The organism is Acidovorax sp. BoFeN1 (assembly GCF_003345135.1).
Taxonomy (GTDB): Bacteria; Pseudomonadota; Gammaproteobacteria; order Burkholderiales; family Burkholderiaceae_C; genus Acidovorax; species Acidovorax defluvii.
In genome coordinates, this window is record NZ_QOZT01000035.1 from 1 (window position 1) to 13997 (window position 13997).

A 13997-nucleotide genomic window follows, 5' to 3' on the forward strand; every position below is an offset into this window, starting at 1 on the left:
GTTGAAACCCGCGAGCATCGCAAATGAGCTAAACGAAATTCAAATCGTGGACACCCATGAATCCTCTGAAACCCGCTTCAATACTGGCGTTGCCGCCCTTCAGCATCAAATAAGCCGGACACTACTGATCGGGCCAGATCAATAGGGCAGGCAAAGCAGGGGGTACACAAGCCTGCGGGTGCCGCCTTTCAGCGCGCTGCGGCTGGCAGCAATACCTCGGAGGCGGGTGCGGCGGGCGCCATCTGCGTCGCCCACAGCCTGCGCAGTTGCGCCAGCTCGGCGTCAAACCGCTGGTGGATGCGGCGCTTTTCCAGATCCTGATTCGCCACGAAGCGCTGTTGCTCAGCCATGCCGTCCTCGTTTTCGGCGATCTTGCGGCGCAGTGCCATGGGGGCCTTGGCAGGATCCCGCAAGTAAAACTCCATCTCCGTATCCAGCGCCTTGCGCTGCTGCTGCAGTTCTGCCATGCGCTTTTCGGCAATGGCGGTGACGTCGTCCAGCAGCTGGATGGCGGCGGCGCGCTCTACATCGTGGGCCGCCTTGTCTGGATAGCGTGCCGTAAGCACCCGCTCACGGCGGCGCTCTTCTTGCTGGCGCGTACGCTCTTCGGCCTCCTTGCGGCGCTGCACTTCCAGCGCCGCGCGCTCCTGTTCGGTGAGCGAGGGGCCAATCTGGCGGCGCACGGTGCCCGTGGGGCCCAGTTCCCGCTGTTCGCGGTCCAGGCATTCAGCAATGGGACGGTCGGCCGTCAGGCGCCGCCCCTGGCGATCGACACAGGTGTAGATGCTGCCAGTGTTGGACTGCTGCGCCCACGCGCAAGGCCCCACCAGGCTGGCAATTGCCCCCACTCCCATGATCCACGCCCATTTGCTCAACTGGATGACCCTTCGTTGACTCCATACCGCTGGCGATAGGCCAGGACCCGTTCGTGGTGTGCGCTCATCTCCACCCCGCCCTTTTGGGAGAGATACAGCAATAAGTCTGCCAGCGTTGCAATGGCACATACCTGCATGCCCAGTTGCTGGCGCACATACTGCACGGCACTGTGCTCGACGTCTTGGCCATTCTCGGTGGCTTTTTCCTGACGGTCCAGCGCTATAGCGACGGCATGTGGCACGGCGCCGGCCGCGCGGATGATGGCAATCGACTCGCGTGCAGCAGTGCCGGCCGACATCACGTCGTCAATGATGAGCACCCGGCCCTTGAGCGGCGCGCCCACCAGCGTGCCGCCTTCGCCGTGGTCCTTGGCCTCTTTGCGGTTGTAGGCAAAAGGCACATTGCGCCCCTGCCGCGCCAGTTCCACGGCCACCGTGGCAGCCAGGGGAATGCCCTTGTAGGCCGGGCCAAACACCATGTCGAACTCGATACCACTGGCCAGCAGCGCTTTTGCATAAAATTCTGCAAGACGGCCCAGCTTGTCCCCGTCGTCGAAGAGGCCCGCGTTGAAGAAGTAGGGACTCAGACGCCCCGCCTTGGTCTTGAACTCCCCAAACCGCAGCACGCCCGCCTCGACAGCAAAACGGACAAAATCCTGCGCCAGACGGCCCTGCTCAGGGGTGTGCGCGCCAACATTCACCATGGGAATTCCTTGTTCAAGTTAACCAGCCTCAACCTCAACGGCATCCGATCCGCCACCACCAAGGGCGTTGAACGCTGGATCGAAGCCACGCGGCCGGATTGTATTTGCGTGCAGGAGGTGAAGGCCCAGGCGGCCGACATCGCCACGCGCTTCGAGCAGCTTGCCGGAATGCAGGGGCATTTCCATTTCGCCGAGAAAAAAGGCTACTCGGGTGTGGGCATCTACACGCGCCATGAACCCAGCGACATCATCACCGGCTATGGCTCGCCCGAGTTCGATGCCGAGGGCCGCACCATCGAACTGCGCTTTGACACACCCGCGCGCAAGCTGTCCATCATCAGCGCCTATTTCCCCAGCGGATCTTCGGGCGAAGAGCGCCAGCAGGCCAAGTTCCGCTTTCTGGACACCTTCCACCCGCACCTCATGGCCACCAAGGGTGCACGGGAGTTCATCCTGTGCGGCGACATCAACATCGCGCACCAGCAGATTGACCTGAAGAACTGGCGCAGCAACCAGAAAAACAGCGGTTTCCTGCCCGAAGAACGCGCCTGGATGACAAAGTTGTTACACACAACTGACCCCGATGGCGGGCTGGTAGACGTTTACCGTCAGTTACAACCGACCGCAACCGACACCGCCTACACCTGGTGGAGCAACCGCGGCCAGGCCTATGCCAACAACGTAGGATGGCGCCTGGACTATCACTTGGCGACAGCCGGCATGGCGGCGCTGGCGCGCGAAGTCTCCATCTACAAGACGGTGAGGTTTTCGGATCACGCGCCGATCACGGTGGACTACGACTTCGATCTCTGACAGGTCGCTCGACTCACCGAAAAACTTTGAAACTCAGTGGAATAGACAGCCACCGCCGTGCGTCTATGCAGTGTCTTCTCCACTCTTCCTTCAAAGGACTCCCATGAACAAGCACCTCGTCTCGACCCTCGTTCTCGCCATCGCCGCCGCATCCGCCGGCCTCGCCCAGGCGGCCGCTCCCGTGAAGACGGCCGGCGGCATGCTGGTCAACACCAGCGGAATGACGCTCTACACCTTCGACAACGACACGGCGGGCAGCGGCAAGAGTGCCTGCAACGGCCCGTGCGCCGGACTGTGGCCGCCGTTGATGGCAGAAGCGGACGCGAAGCCTGAAGGCGACATGACCATCGTCGCGCGCGACGACGGCACCAAGCAATGGGCCTACAAGGGCAAGCCGGTGTACCTGTACAAGTCCGACATGAAGGCCGGCGACATGACCGGCGACAACTTCAAGAACGTCTGGCACGTCATCAAGCCCTGATCGACCAGAACCGCAGAGAGCACGACGCTTCATCCCATGCGCACACAGGACGAAGCCTCGATCGTCGCCTGCATTCCCAGCCTGCGCCGTTACGCGCGAGGGCTGGTGGCAGATACCGCTCGGGCCGACGACCTAGTGCAGGACACGCTGGAGCGAGCGTGGAGCCGGTTCTCGCTTTGGCAGAAACGCGGCGACATCCGCGCCTGGATGTTCGGCATCATGCACAACCACTTCATCGACGGTGTACGCGCCAGGAGCAGCCGACCCGAGGACAGCGCGGGCGACGACCTGCCCGAAATCCCACAACGAGCCAGCCAGTCCGACGGCATCGAGGTCCGCGATCTGGACCGTGTCCTGCAGCGGTTGCCTGTGGAGCAACGCGAGGTGATGCTGCTCATCGCAGTCGAAGAACTAAGCTACGCAGAAGCCGCCGCAGTGCTCGGCGTGCCCATCGGCACGGTGATGTCCCGCCTGGCGCGCGGCCGTGACAAGCTGCGACAGGAACTGCAAGGCCGCGCGCCATCAGCCCAAGTTGCCGCGCCCCTGCGCAGGATCAAGTGACATGGACTCTCCCCCACTCAAACCCATTTCCACCGACGGCATCAAGCCGGTGACCGAAGCCGATCTGCACGCTTTTGCGGATCAGCTTCTGGACCCTGCGCGGCATGTAGAGATCGATGCCTTCCTGGATGCCCACCCGGCCGAACGCCAGCGCGTGGACGACTGGCGCGCCCAGAACCTGGCGCTCAAGCAGATGCTCGACCCGGTCCTGTCCGAGCCCTTGCCATTGCGCCTGCCGCTGAAGCCGGCGCCGGGGGCGGGCTGGCAGGAATGGCCGTGGCGCTCCCTGGCAGCCGGCGTGGCGATCGCGGTCGTCAGCACCGGGTCGGCCTGGTGGGGCCGTGGCGCCTACGACGGGCAACTGCAGCGCAGTGCCACGCTGGCCGCGGCGCGGGCGGGCACGCTCAATGGTTTTGCCCACCGCGCGGCCGTGGCCCACGTGGTCTACAGCCCGGACGTGCGTCGTCCGGTGGAGGTCGGCGCCGACCAGGAGCAGGCGCTCGTCACCTGGCTGACCAAGCGCATGGGCACCGAAGTGAAGCCGCCCGACCTGCGCGCCCTGGGCTACGAGCTCATCGGCGGGCGGCTGCTGCCGGGCGACAAGGGGCCGGTGGCGCAGTTCATGTTCGGCGGCGCAAAGGGCGAGCGTCTGACGCTGTACGTCACTCGCGAGGACGCCGGACGCGAGACGGCCTTCAAGTTCGGCCAGGATGGCCCGGTGAATGTCTTCTACTGGGTCGACAAGGAATTCGGCTACGCCATCTCTTCAGGCGACAGCAAGTCCGAAATGCTGCGGGTCGCGGAGGCGGTCTACAGCCAGCTCGAAGTGCGCAAGTAGTCTTGGCGCCCGAGGGGCCAGGCATCGACGGGATTTCCGTTGCGGCCCATCGGCCAGTGGTCCAGCCAGTGCTGCAGCACGGCGACGTCATCCGCTCGACGCCGCCGGTGCAGCGCGTACCCCTGGCCCGAATGCACCAAGTGCACCAGTTCGGTCGACAGCGGTGGGCTCTGGTCGCCGAAGTACCAGAAATGCCATGACACCAGTGCGTTGAGGCCCGCAATGTCTCGCGCGGCCTCGCTGTCGTCATGCAACGTGTTGGCCACCTGCTTCATCGAGCCGTTCGCCATCGCCCGATAGAAGTTGTCCGGGGGGCCGTCGCCGCCAGGTCGCTTGGCGACAAAGCGCGGGTCCGCCCAGTAGTCGCCCAGCGCCATGACTTCATCGATGCGCATCGCGTAGATGAGCTGGTCGTTGTGGCGGCTGCGCAGGCCGACGATCCAGTCGCCGACACGTGCCGAGCGACGAATCTGCGGCTTGCACACCGCGAGGGAGCACCAGCCGTGAAAAGGATTCGGCGACCCGCCGCGGTCTTGCCGCACGACATAACGAAAGATGCGAGGGCCTTCGATCACATCGGGCTGCGCAGAACCACCTTGGCTGGATCCATCGGCCCATCGCCTTCGATGACCACGATCGATGCGGTTTTTGGATTGGCTTCCGACTGCAGACGAGTGACCTCGCGGATTTCGCCGATCGCCGTGCCGTCGGCCATTCCCATCGGATTGGTCTTGAAGCTGGCGACGGGCACTTTCTGATCGCCCACATAGATGCTGTAGACCGTCTCCGGCTTGAGCTTGTAGAGGAACAGTTCCAGCGCATCGACCACACCGAAATTGCGTGCCACCACGAAGCCCTTGGCGTCGCCGGAATCGGGCATGAGCGGAATGTTGACCGGCGCCGCGTTCGCCAGCGGCTTCAGGTTGTCCGTGCCGGCGCCCGACGGTACGGCGTTCGAAACGTAGACCAACGCCTGCGGAGCCTGTCCAATCGGCACCGCCGCGATGACTTTGTCGCTGGCGGTGTCGATCACCTGGACCGCATCGCCGTTCTCCAGTCCGACGTACATGCGCGTGCCGTCGTCCGATGGCCAGACGCCATGCGGCAGCGCGCCGGTCGCGATCGTGTTGAGCAGCTTCGCCTCGCCATCGGTCGTGTAGACCTTCACGACGTTCTCGCCACCCACGGCGACGTACGCCAGCGTGCCGCGCGGTTTTGGCGAAGCCAAGATGGTTGGTGATGAAGCCGGTGTCGATCACGCCGGTCACCGCCATCGACTTCACGTCGATGCGCGTGACCTTGCCGACGTCCTTGTGACCCATCCAGACTTCCTTGCCGTCCGGCGTGAACTGCAGGAACGGCGAGAACGGGCTCACGACCGGAATACGCTTCACGATCTTGTACGCGCGCGTGTCGACCACGGCCACTTCGGCCGTGAAGCTCGACACCACAAAGGCGCGCCCACCGTCCGGCGTGAACAGCACCATGCCGGGGCCCGGCGCGGTCTCGATCCGGCGTTTTTCCTTGAAGGTCTTCGCGTCGATCACCGAGATGTAGTTCTCTCCGCGCACCACGGCCCAGACCTCCCTGCCGTCGCGCGTGAAGAAGGCCTCGTGCGGCGAGCGGCCGACGTAAGTCACGCCCTTGACCTTGTTGGTCGCCGTGTCGATGAAGGTCACCGAGTTCGAGCCGTTGGCAATGACGACCAGCGTGCGGTGGTCGGGCGAGAAACCGAGGCCGTGAACGTTGATCTCGCCCTTGTAGATCGGCGACAGCACGTCGGGGCGCTGGTTGCCCAGCTTGATCTGGCCGAGCAATGCGTTGGTGTTCGGGTCGATCACCGACACCGTGTTGGTGTTCTGGTCTGCGGTGTAGACGCGGTCGCCGGGATTGGAAGCTGCCGACGCCGCGAAAGATGCAACGGCCAGCGCCGTGGCAAGGACAAGGGGTTTGAGTGAATTCATGAAAGGTCCTTCTTCGACGTGTCTGGAGCGACTACTTGGCGGGTGATGCGTGGCGTGCGAGCCAAGCCTGCATCAGCCGGATCTCGTTGGCCTGCTCGGTGATGATTCCCTGCGCGAGGTTGCGCACTTCCGGGTCTTGCGTGTTGAGCAGGATCGACTTGGCCATGTCGATGGCGCCCTGGTGATGGGGAATCATCATGGTCATGAAGTCGTGCGCGGGCTGGCCGTTCATGGGTGCGGTGCGCATGTCGTGGTCCATTACGGCCATGGCATCACCCATCAGCGCATCGAAGGGCTTGGCCGTGCTGGCCATGAAGCTGGGAGGCACGACGCCCTCGGCTTTCATACCGTGCGCGTGCATGTCGGCCGCCTGCGTCAACGTGCTCCCTGCGACCAGCAACCCGAGGATGCCCGCACGAACGAAGCCGCTGCTCATGCCGCTTTCTTGTTCCATGCGCTGCACCAGCCCGCGGCAGCGACCTGCTTGCCGGCGAACAGCGGGCAGCCGCCCGTCGCTTCCTTGGGCTTGCCTTGAAACAGCTGACAGTTCGCGCAGTTCTGGCTGGCCGCGTGATTGGGGAATTTCTTGGCGTCGACCTTGGTGGTGTCTTCCTTGTAGCCGAGCGCCACGGCCTGAGGATCGGTCTCGGCCAGCTTCGGGCCGCCGGACTGTGCGTGGGCGGCGGAGACGGACAGCGCGGTTGCCGCGCCGGCAACTTGGAAGATGAAAAAGCGGCGATTCGTGGGAGTCATTTTTGGATCTCGTGGGGGTTTTGGTCGTTGCCGGAGTCTTCGCTGCAGCGATCGGGGGCGTGCTTATTGCTTCAAGACGAACGCAGCCAGCGCTTTCACCTCTTCGGGTTTCAGTGCGGCGAAAGGCGGCATCGGCACGCTGCCCCATTTGCCGACGCTGCCGCCACGGATGCTGGCCTCCAGCTTTGACTGCGCCTGCGGATCGGCCTTGTACTTCTCGGCGACGTCGTGATAGCCCGGACCGACGATCTTCTGGGTCAGGCCGTGGCAACTCAGGCAGGCGTTGCTCGCAAGAAGCGCTTGGACGTTGACACTCGCGCCACCGGCTGGTGGCGTGGCCGCAGCACCCGGTGACGTTGGCGGAGCGGGCGACGCTGGCGCGGGTGTGGAGGCGGCGATCACATTGGCGTCTGTGGCCTTCGCGGACCCGTAGGCGACCGCCAGGTAGGCACCCACCTGCTTGACTTCGTCGTCACTGATCGGCGCACCGTAGGTGTGCTGCATCTTGGCCATCTCGGCGGTCCACTGCGTCTGCGTCATGCCGGGTGGCTGGTAGTTGACGTAGTCCGCCGAATGGCAGATCGCGCATTTCTGCATCGCGATGGCGTAGCCCGGCAGCTTCGAGGGGCGCAGCTTCGACGTGTCGGGCTGCAGCTTGATGTCGGGCGGCGCGGCCAACGCGTTGAACGCGATCAACACGCAGCAGCCAAGAACGGCACGGACCAAAAAGTGGGGGTTTTCATGGCGTGTCCTCAGGCGATGGTGACCGGCGTGGACTCGACCACATGGCGGCGGTAACCTGCCGGATTCCAGTCCACCGTGGCGGGCTGGCCTTCGCCCTTCTGGTTGGTCGCACGGACCATGAGCACGGCTCGGCCCATCTTCGCGAAGCTCACCGGCGCCCGCCATTCGCGAAACGAGAAGCGCCCCAGATCCTTGCCGAGCGTCGCCGCCTTCCAGCTCCGGCCGCCGTCGATGGAGACTTCCACCGTCTTGATGCCGGCGCCGGCATCGAAGGCGATTCCCTTGAGTTCGATCGAGCGGGCGGAAGGCAGGATGCCACCGGCCTGGACGCTGGTGATGAAGCTGCGCACGGGCAGCGTGGAGATCGGCCGCGTCTTCGCCGCTGCGGAACCCGGTGCCACGCACTGGCAGTCGTTGTCGGGCACGCGGTAGGCTGTCGTCATGAACAGCGCGTCGTGACCGTCGAACACATGGTCGATGACCTCGATTTCCGAGAGGTGCTTGACCCAGTAGGTGCCGAAGTAGCCCGGCACGATGAGCTTGACCGGGTAGCCGTTGAGGAACGGAAGGTCCTTGCCGTTCATGCCCCAAGCGAGCATCGGTTCATCTTGCAGCGCGTGTTCGATGTCCAGCGCCTTGCGGAAATCCGAGGTCGCGGGCAGCACCGGCGTGTCGAGGCCGTTGAAGGTCACCTGTCGGGCACCCGCAGCCACACCCGCCTTCTCGAGCACCTTGCGCAGCGGCACGCCGACCCATCGGGCATTGCCCATCGCGCCATTGGCGAGCTGTGCGCCGAAGACGCGCGGCGACGAGTACCCGCGGCTGTTGCCGGAGCACTGGTTGACCGCCACCACCTCCACCGGCTCGGCCAGTGCCTTCAGTTCGGCCAGCGACAGGTTCAACGGGGTGTTGACCTTTCCTTTGACGGTGAGCCGGTAGGTAGCAGGGTCGATCGCCAGCGGGATGTTGGCCAGGTGGTAACGCACGAAGAAAGCGTCGTTGGCGGTAATCGGCCCTTCGTTGAAGACTGAGAACGGCGTTTCCAGATGCGGCGGCCGGGTGTGAACGCGAATCAGCGGCCGTTTTTGCGGGTACGTCACCATGGGGCGCGGTCCGTCGGCAAAGGTCACGCCTTCGCCAGTATCGCGACCAGCCGCCAGCGCGGCGAGTGGCGACGCACCCAGCGCGAGAAGACCGGCGCCCTGGACGAAGCGCCGACGGGATGGAGCGCGCTTGGCGTCGTGCTGCGCGGTGGGTGTGGCTTCGCGACCTGATCTCATGGTTTGTCTCCGTTTGTTAGATAAGGGAACCTCTAAAAACCCCCGCCTCCTGACCAACCCCGCCCCAGCCAACGCGACAATCACCCGATGAGCACACCCCAGGCCCGCAGCGCCATCAAGTTCGACCTCTTCGCCGATGCAGCGCGCAAGCGCAAGATAGAAACACTGGGCGATCCACTGCAGATCATTACCCGGCACATCGACTTTGCTCACCTGGCGCGCGTCGTCGATCAATTGCTTCCCAGAGGCGATACCAGCAAGGGTGGGCGTCCACCGTACCCCACCGAGGTCATGGTGCGCATTCTGGTCTTAAAGCACCTCTACAACCTCAGCGATGAGCAAGCCGAGTATCAGCTTCTGGACCGCATGAGTTACCAGCGCTTTTGCCTGCTCACTGACAGTGTCAACATCCCCGATCGCAACACCATTTGGCACTACCAGCAGCGCCTGGGCGCAGATGGTGCGGCGGCACTGTTTCAGGCGCTGGACGGCCAGTTGCTGCGCCATGGCTACTTGGCGCGGTGCGGGCAGATCATCGACGCCACGCTGGTGCCTGCGCCCATCGGGCACTTCACCACAGCAGACAAAGAGCAGCTTGGCCAAGGAAACATTCCCAGCGACTGGAGCGAGGCCAAGCGCAGGCAAAAAGACCTGGACGCCACCCACACCAAAAAGCACGGCAAGGGCTACCACGGCTACAAGCTGAGCATCAGCGTGGATGTACGCCACAAGTTCATCCGAAAAATCACCACCGGTACGGCCAGCGAGCATGACAGCACGCACTTTGACGACGTGCTCGACGAGCACAACACCAACCGCGATGTCTATGCCGACCGGGGCTACCCCAGTGCCCAGCGCAGTGAAATGCTCAGCGCCCTGGGCTATCGCGAACATATCCAGCGCAAAGCCAAGGCGAGCAAGCCTTTGAGCGACTGCCAGAAGGGGCGCAACAATCGCATTGCCAAGACCCGGGCCCGGGTGGAACACCCCTTTGCCCAGATGCGTCACATGGGCGGCAAGCTCATTCGCACCATTGGCCAGGTTCGCGCTACGGCGGCGATGACCATGATGGCTGCGTGCTACAACTTGAAGCGCCTGGCCAAATTCCTCGATGACGGGGTGGATGCGTTCTATAAGAACAAGCCATCAAAGACCAAGGTGCGCCTGCAAGGGGCGAATGCGTGAGGAGTGGGGAGCAAAGGGGCGAAAAACGCGTCAAAACAGGACGAATTTGCTCAAGAAATGAGCACAAACGGAAATTGCAACGCGCCTGAGCCAATGTTGAGCTGAAAACAGCGGTTTTTAGAGGTTCCCATAAATACAGTGGCTATTCAGGGTGTCTTCCAACCCCACTTGGCGAAGACTGCTTGTCCTGCAGGCGATTTCAGGTAGTCCGCGAGCGCTTCTTCACGGCGCGGCCTTCTGCATCTTTGCCGCAGGCGCAGCCAGCGTCGCCTCTACACGGTTGCTCGCCAAGTCCACTTTGGCGATTCCCAAGTCTTCGTTCAGCACATAGGCCGTCTTGCCGTCGCGCGTGAAGACGATGGCTTGCCGCGGCTCCTTGAATCCGGTGATGGTGGCGACCACGCTCTTGCTCGCTACATCGATGACGGACAGGGAGTTGTCGCCCAGGTTGCCGGCGTAGACGCGCCTGCCGTCGGGCGACAGCGCCGCACCGTACGGGTCCTTGCCGACGGGAATCGTCGACTCGATGGCGCGCTTGTCCAGGTTGACGACCGCGATGGTGTTGCTGCCGCTGTTCGCAGCGAAGAGCGTCTTGCCGTCGCCGGTGACTGAGATCGCGCGGAGCTTGTTGAACCCGGTGATCTCGCCGTCGATCTTGTTCGTCGCCGTGTTCACGATGGTGATCTTGTCGCCCATGAAGTTGGTGACGTACAGCGCCGATCCGTCGGGACTCAGGCGCACGCCCTGGCGCGGCTGCGCGAAGCCGGTGATGACGGCGCGCGGTTCGCCGCTTGCGAGATCGAAACGCGTGACGGTGCTGGCGGCCTGGTTGTTCACGTACATCGTGGCGCCGTCCTTGCTCAGCACGGTGCCGAAGGCACCGGGGCCTGCCGGCAGGCTGCTGACCGTCTTCAGGCTGGACGTGGCGATCTTCGCCACGGTGCCCAGGCTGCTGTCCGAAACATAGAAGAACTCGCCAGACGGCGCGAACACGATGTTGCGTGGCGTCACGAAGCCATCCAGCACCTTGCGCACCTTGCCGGTCTTCAGGTCGTAGACGACGACGTCCGGGCGTTCGCTGTACGACACCACGGCCGTGCCCTCGTCCGGGCTGAGCGCCAGCGAGTTGTTGTGGATGGCACCGTCGAAGGTCCAGCGCTGCGTCGCACTTGCGGACGCTGCGACAGGCGCCGGTTGTGCCGTGACCGTCGAAGGGATCGAGGCGAGTGTCGAGACGGCGAGGCACAGCGAAAGTGCGAGAGGACGGAGTTTCATGAGGATCTTTCGGTTGTCTGGATGGATGGACGAATGGCGGGGGCGATTTATTCCAGGTCCGCCCTGTCAGTTGAGGAGTGCAGTGATGCCCGCGTTGATGGCGAAACCGCCGCACACCAGCCAGACGAAGAGCACGGCCGCCAGCGCCAGCGGCTTGATGCCGGCCTTGCGGATGGCCGAGACGTGCGTCGTCAGCCCGAGGCCGGCCATGGCCATCGCCAGCAGCACGGTGTCGATGTCGATTACCTGCGTCACCACCGCATGCGGCAGCAACGCGAGCGAGTTGAGCCCGGCGACCGCCACGAAACCGAGGGCGAACCAGGGAATCACGATGCCGCCGCGTGGCGAGGCTTTGCTTTCGTCGCCGCCGTCGATAGCATCGGCATCCTTGGCGCTGGAGCGGGAGAGGTAAGCCGACAGGATGATCAGGAACGGCGCCAGCATCATCACGCGGACCATCTTGGCGATGACGGCGGTGTTCGCCGCCTGCTCGCTGACGGCGCGACCGGCGGCGACCACCTGTGCCACCTCATGGATCGTCGAGCCGGCGAACACGCCGTAAGCGGTGGGCGACAGGTCGAACAGCCGGAATTGCGCGACCAGGTGATACAGCACCGGATACAGGAAGATCGCCAGCGTGCCGAACACCACCACCGTGGCCACCGCGACCATCACCTGCTCGGCGCGACCGCGCACGACGGGTTCGGCCGCCATCACCGCCGCCGCACCGCAGATCGAACTGCCGGCGCCGATCAGCATGGCCGTCTTGCGATCAAGCCCGAAGACCCGGGTGCCGAGGAAGCAGGCGAGCCCGAAGGTGCTGCACAGCACCGTGGCGTCGATCGCGACACCGGTCCAGCCGACGTTGCCGATGTCCTGGAAGGTCAGGCGCAGGCCGTACAGGATGATGCCCAGGCGCAGCAGGTTGGCCTTGGAAAAGGTCACGCCAGCGCCGGCCGCGGCGCCTATGCGGGGGTAGACGGTATTGCCGACCACCATGCCCAGCACGATGGCCAGGGTCAGCGCGCTGATGCCGTTGGACTGCAGCCAGCCGATCCTGCCCAGTTGGATCGACGCGAAAGCCAGGGCGCCCGTGAGTGCGAGGCCAGGAACCAACAGGCGTACACGGTGCATCGCTGCAGGGGTGTGCGTCAGGTGGGCTGCGGAAGTGGCGGTGTGCATCGTTTTCTCCATCGCGTCGTTTTCTGAAGGCATAGACGAACTTTGAACCGATTCGATCTATCCGGCAAACGGATACTTCCGCTATAACCTAGCCATCGAACAGGTAACGAAAGCGTTTGGATGCGCCTGACATTGCGTCAACTTCTGATCTTCACGGCCGTGGCCGACACCGGCAGCACCACCGCCGCCGGTGAGCGCGTCGCGCTCTCGCAGTCGGCGACCAGCGGCGCGCTGAACGAACTGGAGAACCTTCTCGGTGCCCAACTGTTCGACCGCATTGGCAAACGCTTGCTTCTGAACGACAACGGCCGTGCGCTGCTGCCGCAAGCCAGGTCATTGCTCGACGGCGCGCAGGAAATCGAAAGCCAGTTCGGGCTCGGCAGCACGGGAGCTGCAACCGCGCCGCTGGTCACGCGCCTTCGCGTTGGTGCCAGCACGACGATCGGCAATTACGTGCTGCCGGCGCTGATCGCCGGCTACAGCAGGACGTGGCCCGGTGCCGCAGTGGATGTCGTCATCGGCAACACGCGCGACATCGCTGCGGCCGTGACCCGCCTGGAGGTCGACATCGGTCTGATCGAAGGGCCCTGCCACGAGGCTGAGCTTCGAGTGACGCCATGGCTTCAGGACGAGTTGGTCATCGTGGCTGCACCGACGCATGCGCTGGTGCAGGAGGGCGTGCAGGCACGCGTTCCGTTGAAGGCCTTGCGGCAGGCACGCTGGTTGCTCCGTGAGCCGGGTTCCGGCACGCGCGAGGCCGTGGAGCACGTGTTGCTGCCGCACCTTCACCACCTGAACGGCGACATGCAGCCGGGCAGCACCGAAGCCATCAAGCAGGCGGCCGCCGAAGGCCTCGGGCTGGCTTGCCTGTCGCTGTGCGCGGTGCAGGACCTGGTGACACTCGGCAGACTGGTCGTTCTGCGAACCACGTTGCCTCGCCTGACTCGCCGCTTCTATCTGGTGCACCATCAGAAAAAGCGCCTTTCGGGCAACCTGCAACGCTTCGTGGCGCACTGCGAGCGACTGGAAGGAATCACCATGGCCCCAGACAAATCACCCATCGACTGAATCGGTACTCCGTGCGGCCTTGAGGTCGAGCTGAACGACCGCGTACCGGGAACGAAAACATGGGTCGCGCCGGCATTCAGATGTCGCAGCGAGACAATCAGAAATGCAGGTTTTATGTCGCACTGACTACCACCTGGCCACCCCCGCGCTCGCGGCCCTGGCGCGCACCGAGCATATTTACAAGGACGAGAAGTTCTCGGACCACGCGCCCATCACCGTGGACTACGACTTCACGCTTTGACCGCAGCGCTTGCTGCCTTCGCCGCACCTTCAT

15 protein-coding genes and 2 pseudogenes are annotated in these 13997 nt (G+C 63.9%); 7 read left to right on the forward strand and 10 right to left on the reverse strand.

From position 1 onward, the window contains the following. Nucleotides 1-188: 188 nt before the first annotated feature. Nucleotides 189-875: a hypothetical protein gene (locus tag DTW89_RS09835; protein WP_024813733.1), complete on the reverse strand. Its 687-nt coding sequence runs from the start codon at nucleotides 873-875 to the stop codon at nucleotides 189-191. After that, nucleotides 872-1579: an orotate phosphoribosyltransferase gene (pyrE, locus tag DTW89_RS09840; RefSeq protein WP_024813732.1), complete on the reverse strand. Its 708-nt coding sequence runs from the start codon at nucleotides 1577-1579 to the stop codon at nucleotides 872-874. Before pyrE ends, DTW89_RS09835 begins: the two co-directional genes overlap by 4 nt. Nucleotides 1580-1588: 9 nt before the next feature. Here pyrE and DTW89_RS09845 point away from each other — a divergent pair, with 9 nt between their 5' ends. The 4 genes from DTW89_RS09845 to DTW89_RS09860 all read left to right on the forward strand — a co-directional run bounded on the left by DTW89_RS09845 (nucleotide 1589) and on the right by DTW89_RS09860 (nucleotide 4272). Next, nucleotides 1589-2392 (forward strand): exodeoxyribonuclease III, encoded by an 804-nt coding sequence (locus tag DTW89_RS09845; protein ID WP_024813731.1) that lies wholly within the window; start codon nucleotides 1589-1591, stop codon nucleotides 2390-2392. Between the two features lie 103 nt (nucleotides 2393-2495). Further along, the gene (locus DTW89_RS09850) at nucleotides 2496-2873 is read left to right on the forward strand and encodes a COG4315 family predicted lipoprotein (protein ID WP_024813730.1); all 378 of its coding nucleotides are present in this window, start codon (nucleotides 2496-2498) and stop codon (nucleotides 2871-2873) included. A 36-nt stretch (nucleotides 2874-2909) separates the two neighbouring features. Further along, nucleotides 2910-3434: a sigma-70 family RNA polymerase sigma factor gene (locus DTW89_RS09855; RefSeq protein ID WP_024813729.1), complete on the forward strand. Its 525-nt coding sequence runs from the start codon at nucleotides 2910-2912 to the stop codon at nucleotides 3432-3434. Between the two features lies 1 nt (nucleotide 3435). Next, nucleotides 3436-4272 (forward strand): anti-sigma factor family protein, encoded by an 837-nt coding sequence (locus DTW89_RS09860; protein WP_024813728.1) that lies wholly within the window; start codon nucleotides 3436-3438, stop codon nucleotides 4270-4272. On the opposite strand, the gene DTW89_RS09865 is transcribed toward DTW89_RS09860, so the two are convergent. The 6 genes and pseudogenes from DTW89_RS09865 to sorA all read right to left on the reverse strand — a co-directional run bounded on the left by DTW89_RS09865 (nucleotide 4245) and on the right by sorA (nucleotide 9013). Beyond that, nucleotides 4245-4847 carry a hypothetical protein gene (locus tag DTW89_RS09865; RefSeq protein WP_024813727.1) on the reverse strand — a complete coding sequence of 201 codons (603 nt, stop codon included), beginning with the start codon at nucleotides 4845-4847 and terminating at the stop codon, nucleotides 4245-4247. The two genes, DTW89_RS09860 and DTW89_RS09865, sit on opposite strands and share 28 nt — an antisense overlap. Continuing rightward, nucleotides 4844-6236 (reverse strand): annotated as a pseudogene (locus DTW89_RS09870) (YVTN family beta-propeller repeat protein). Before DTW89_RS09870 ends, DTW89_RS09865 begins: the two are co-directional and overlap by 4 nt. Nucleotides 6237-6267: 31 nt before the next feature. Beyond that, nucleotides 6268-6690 (reverse strand): DUF305 domain-containing protein, encoded by a 423-nt coding sequence (locus tag DTW89_RS09875; RefSeq protein WP_081739325.1) that lies wholly within the window; start codon nucleotides 6688-6690, stop codon nucleotides 6268-6270. After that, a complete protein-coding gene (locus tag DTW89_RS09880; protein WP_114655810.1) occupies nucleotides 6669-6989 on the reverse strand; it encodes a high-potential iron-sulfur protein in 321 nt (106 codons plus the stop codon). The genes DTW89_RS09875 and DTW89_RS09880 overlap by 22 nt, the downstream gene beginning before the upstream one ends. Before the next feature lie 63 nt (nucleotides 6990-7052). Further along, nucleotides 7053-7685 (reverse strand): c-type cytochrome, encoded by a 633-nt coding sequence (locus DTW89_RS09885; protein ID WP_024813723.1) that lies wholly within the window; start codon nucleotides 7683-7685, stop codon nucleotides 7053-7055. Between the two features lie 56 nt (nucleotides 7686-7741). Then, nucleotides 7742-9013, reverse strand: coding sequence for a SorA family sulfite dehydrogenase catalytic subunit (sorA, locus tag DTW89_RS09890; RefSeq protein ID WP_114655811.1), 1272 nt, complete (start codon nucleotides 9011-9013; stop codon nucleotides 7742-7744). An 87-nt stretch (nucleotides 9014-9100) separates the two neighbouring features. Here sorA and DTW89_RS09895 point away from each other — a divergent pair, with 87 nt between their 5' ends. After that, nucleotides 9101-10198: an IS5 family transposase gene (locus tag DTW89_RS09895; RefSeq protein ID WP_114655812.1), complete on the forward strand. Its 1098-nt coding sequence runs from the start codon at nucleotides 9101-9103 to the stop codon at nucleotides 10196-10198. A 222-nt stretch (nucleotides 10199-10420) separates the two neighbouring features. Here DTW89_RS09895 and DTW89_RS09900 read toward each other — a convergent pair whose 3' ends face one another. After that, on the reverse strand, nucleotides 10421-11473 hold the full coding sequence (locus DTW89_RS09900; RefSeq protein WP_114655813.1) for a YncE family protein: 1053 nt from the start codon (nucleotides 11471-11473) through the stop codon (nucleotides 10421-10423). 66 nt (nucleotides 11474-11539) lie between these two features. Continuing rightward, the gene (locus DTW89_RS09905) at nucleotides 11540-12655 is read right to left on the reverse strand and encodes a YeiH family protein (RefSeq protein WP_114655826.1); all 1116 of its coding nucleotides are present in this window, start codon (nucleotides 12653-12655) and stop codon (nucleotides 11540-11542) included. Between the two features lie 120 nt (nucleotides 12656-12775). Between DTW89_RS09905 and DTW89_RS09910 the strand changes: the two genes are divergently transcribed. Continuing rightward, the gene (locus tag DTW89_RS09910; protein ID WP_024813719.1) at nucleotides 12776-13723 is read left to right on the forward strand and encodes a LysR family transcriptional regulator; all 948 of its coding nucleotides are present in this window, start codon (nucleotides 12776-12778) and stop codon (nucleotides 13721-13723) included. Nucleotides 13724-13841: 118 nt separating this feature from the next. Beyond that, nucleotides 13842-13964 (forward strand): annotated as a pseudogene (locus DTW89_RS09915) (exodeoxyribonuclease III); the annotation flags it as partial. Nucleotides 13965-13997: the final 33 nt, after the last annotated feature.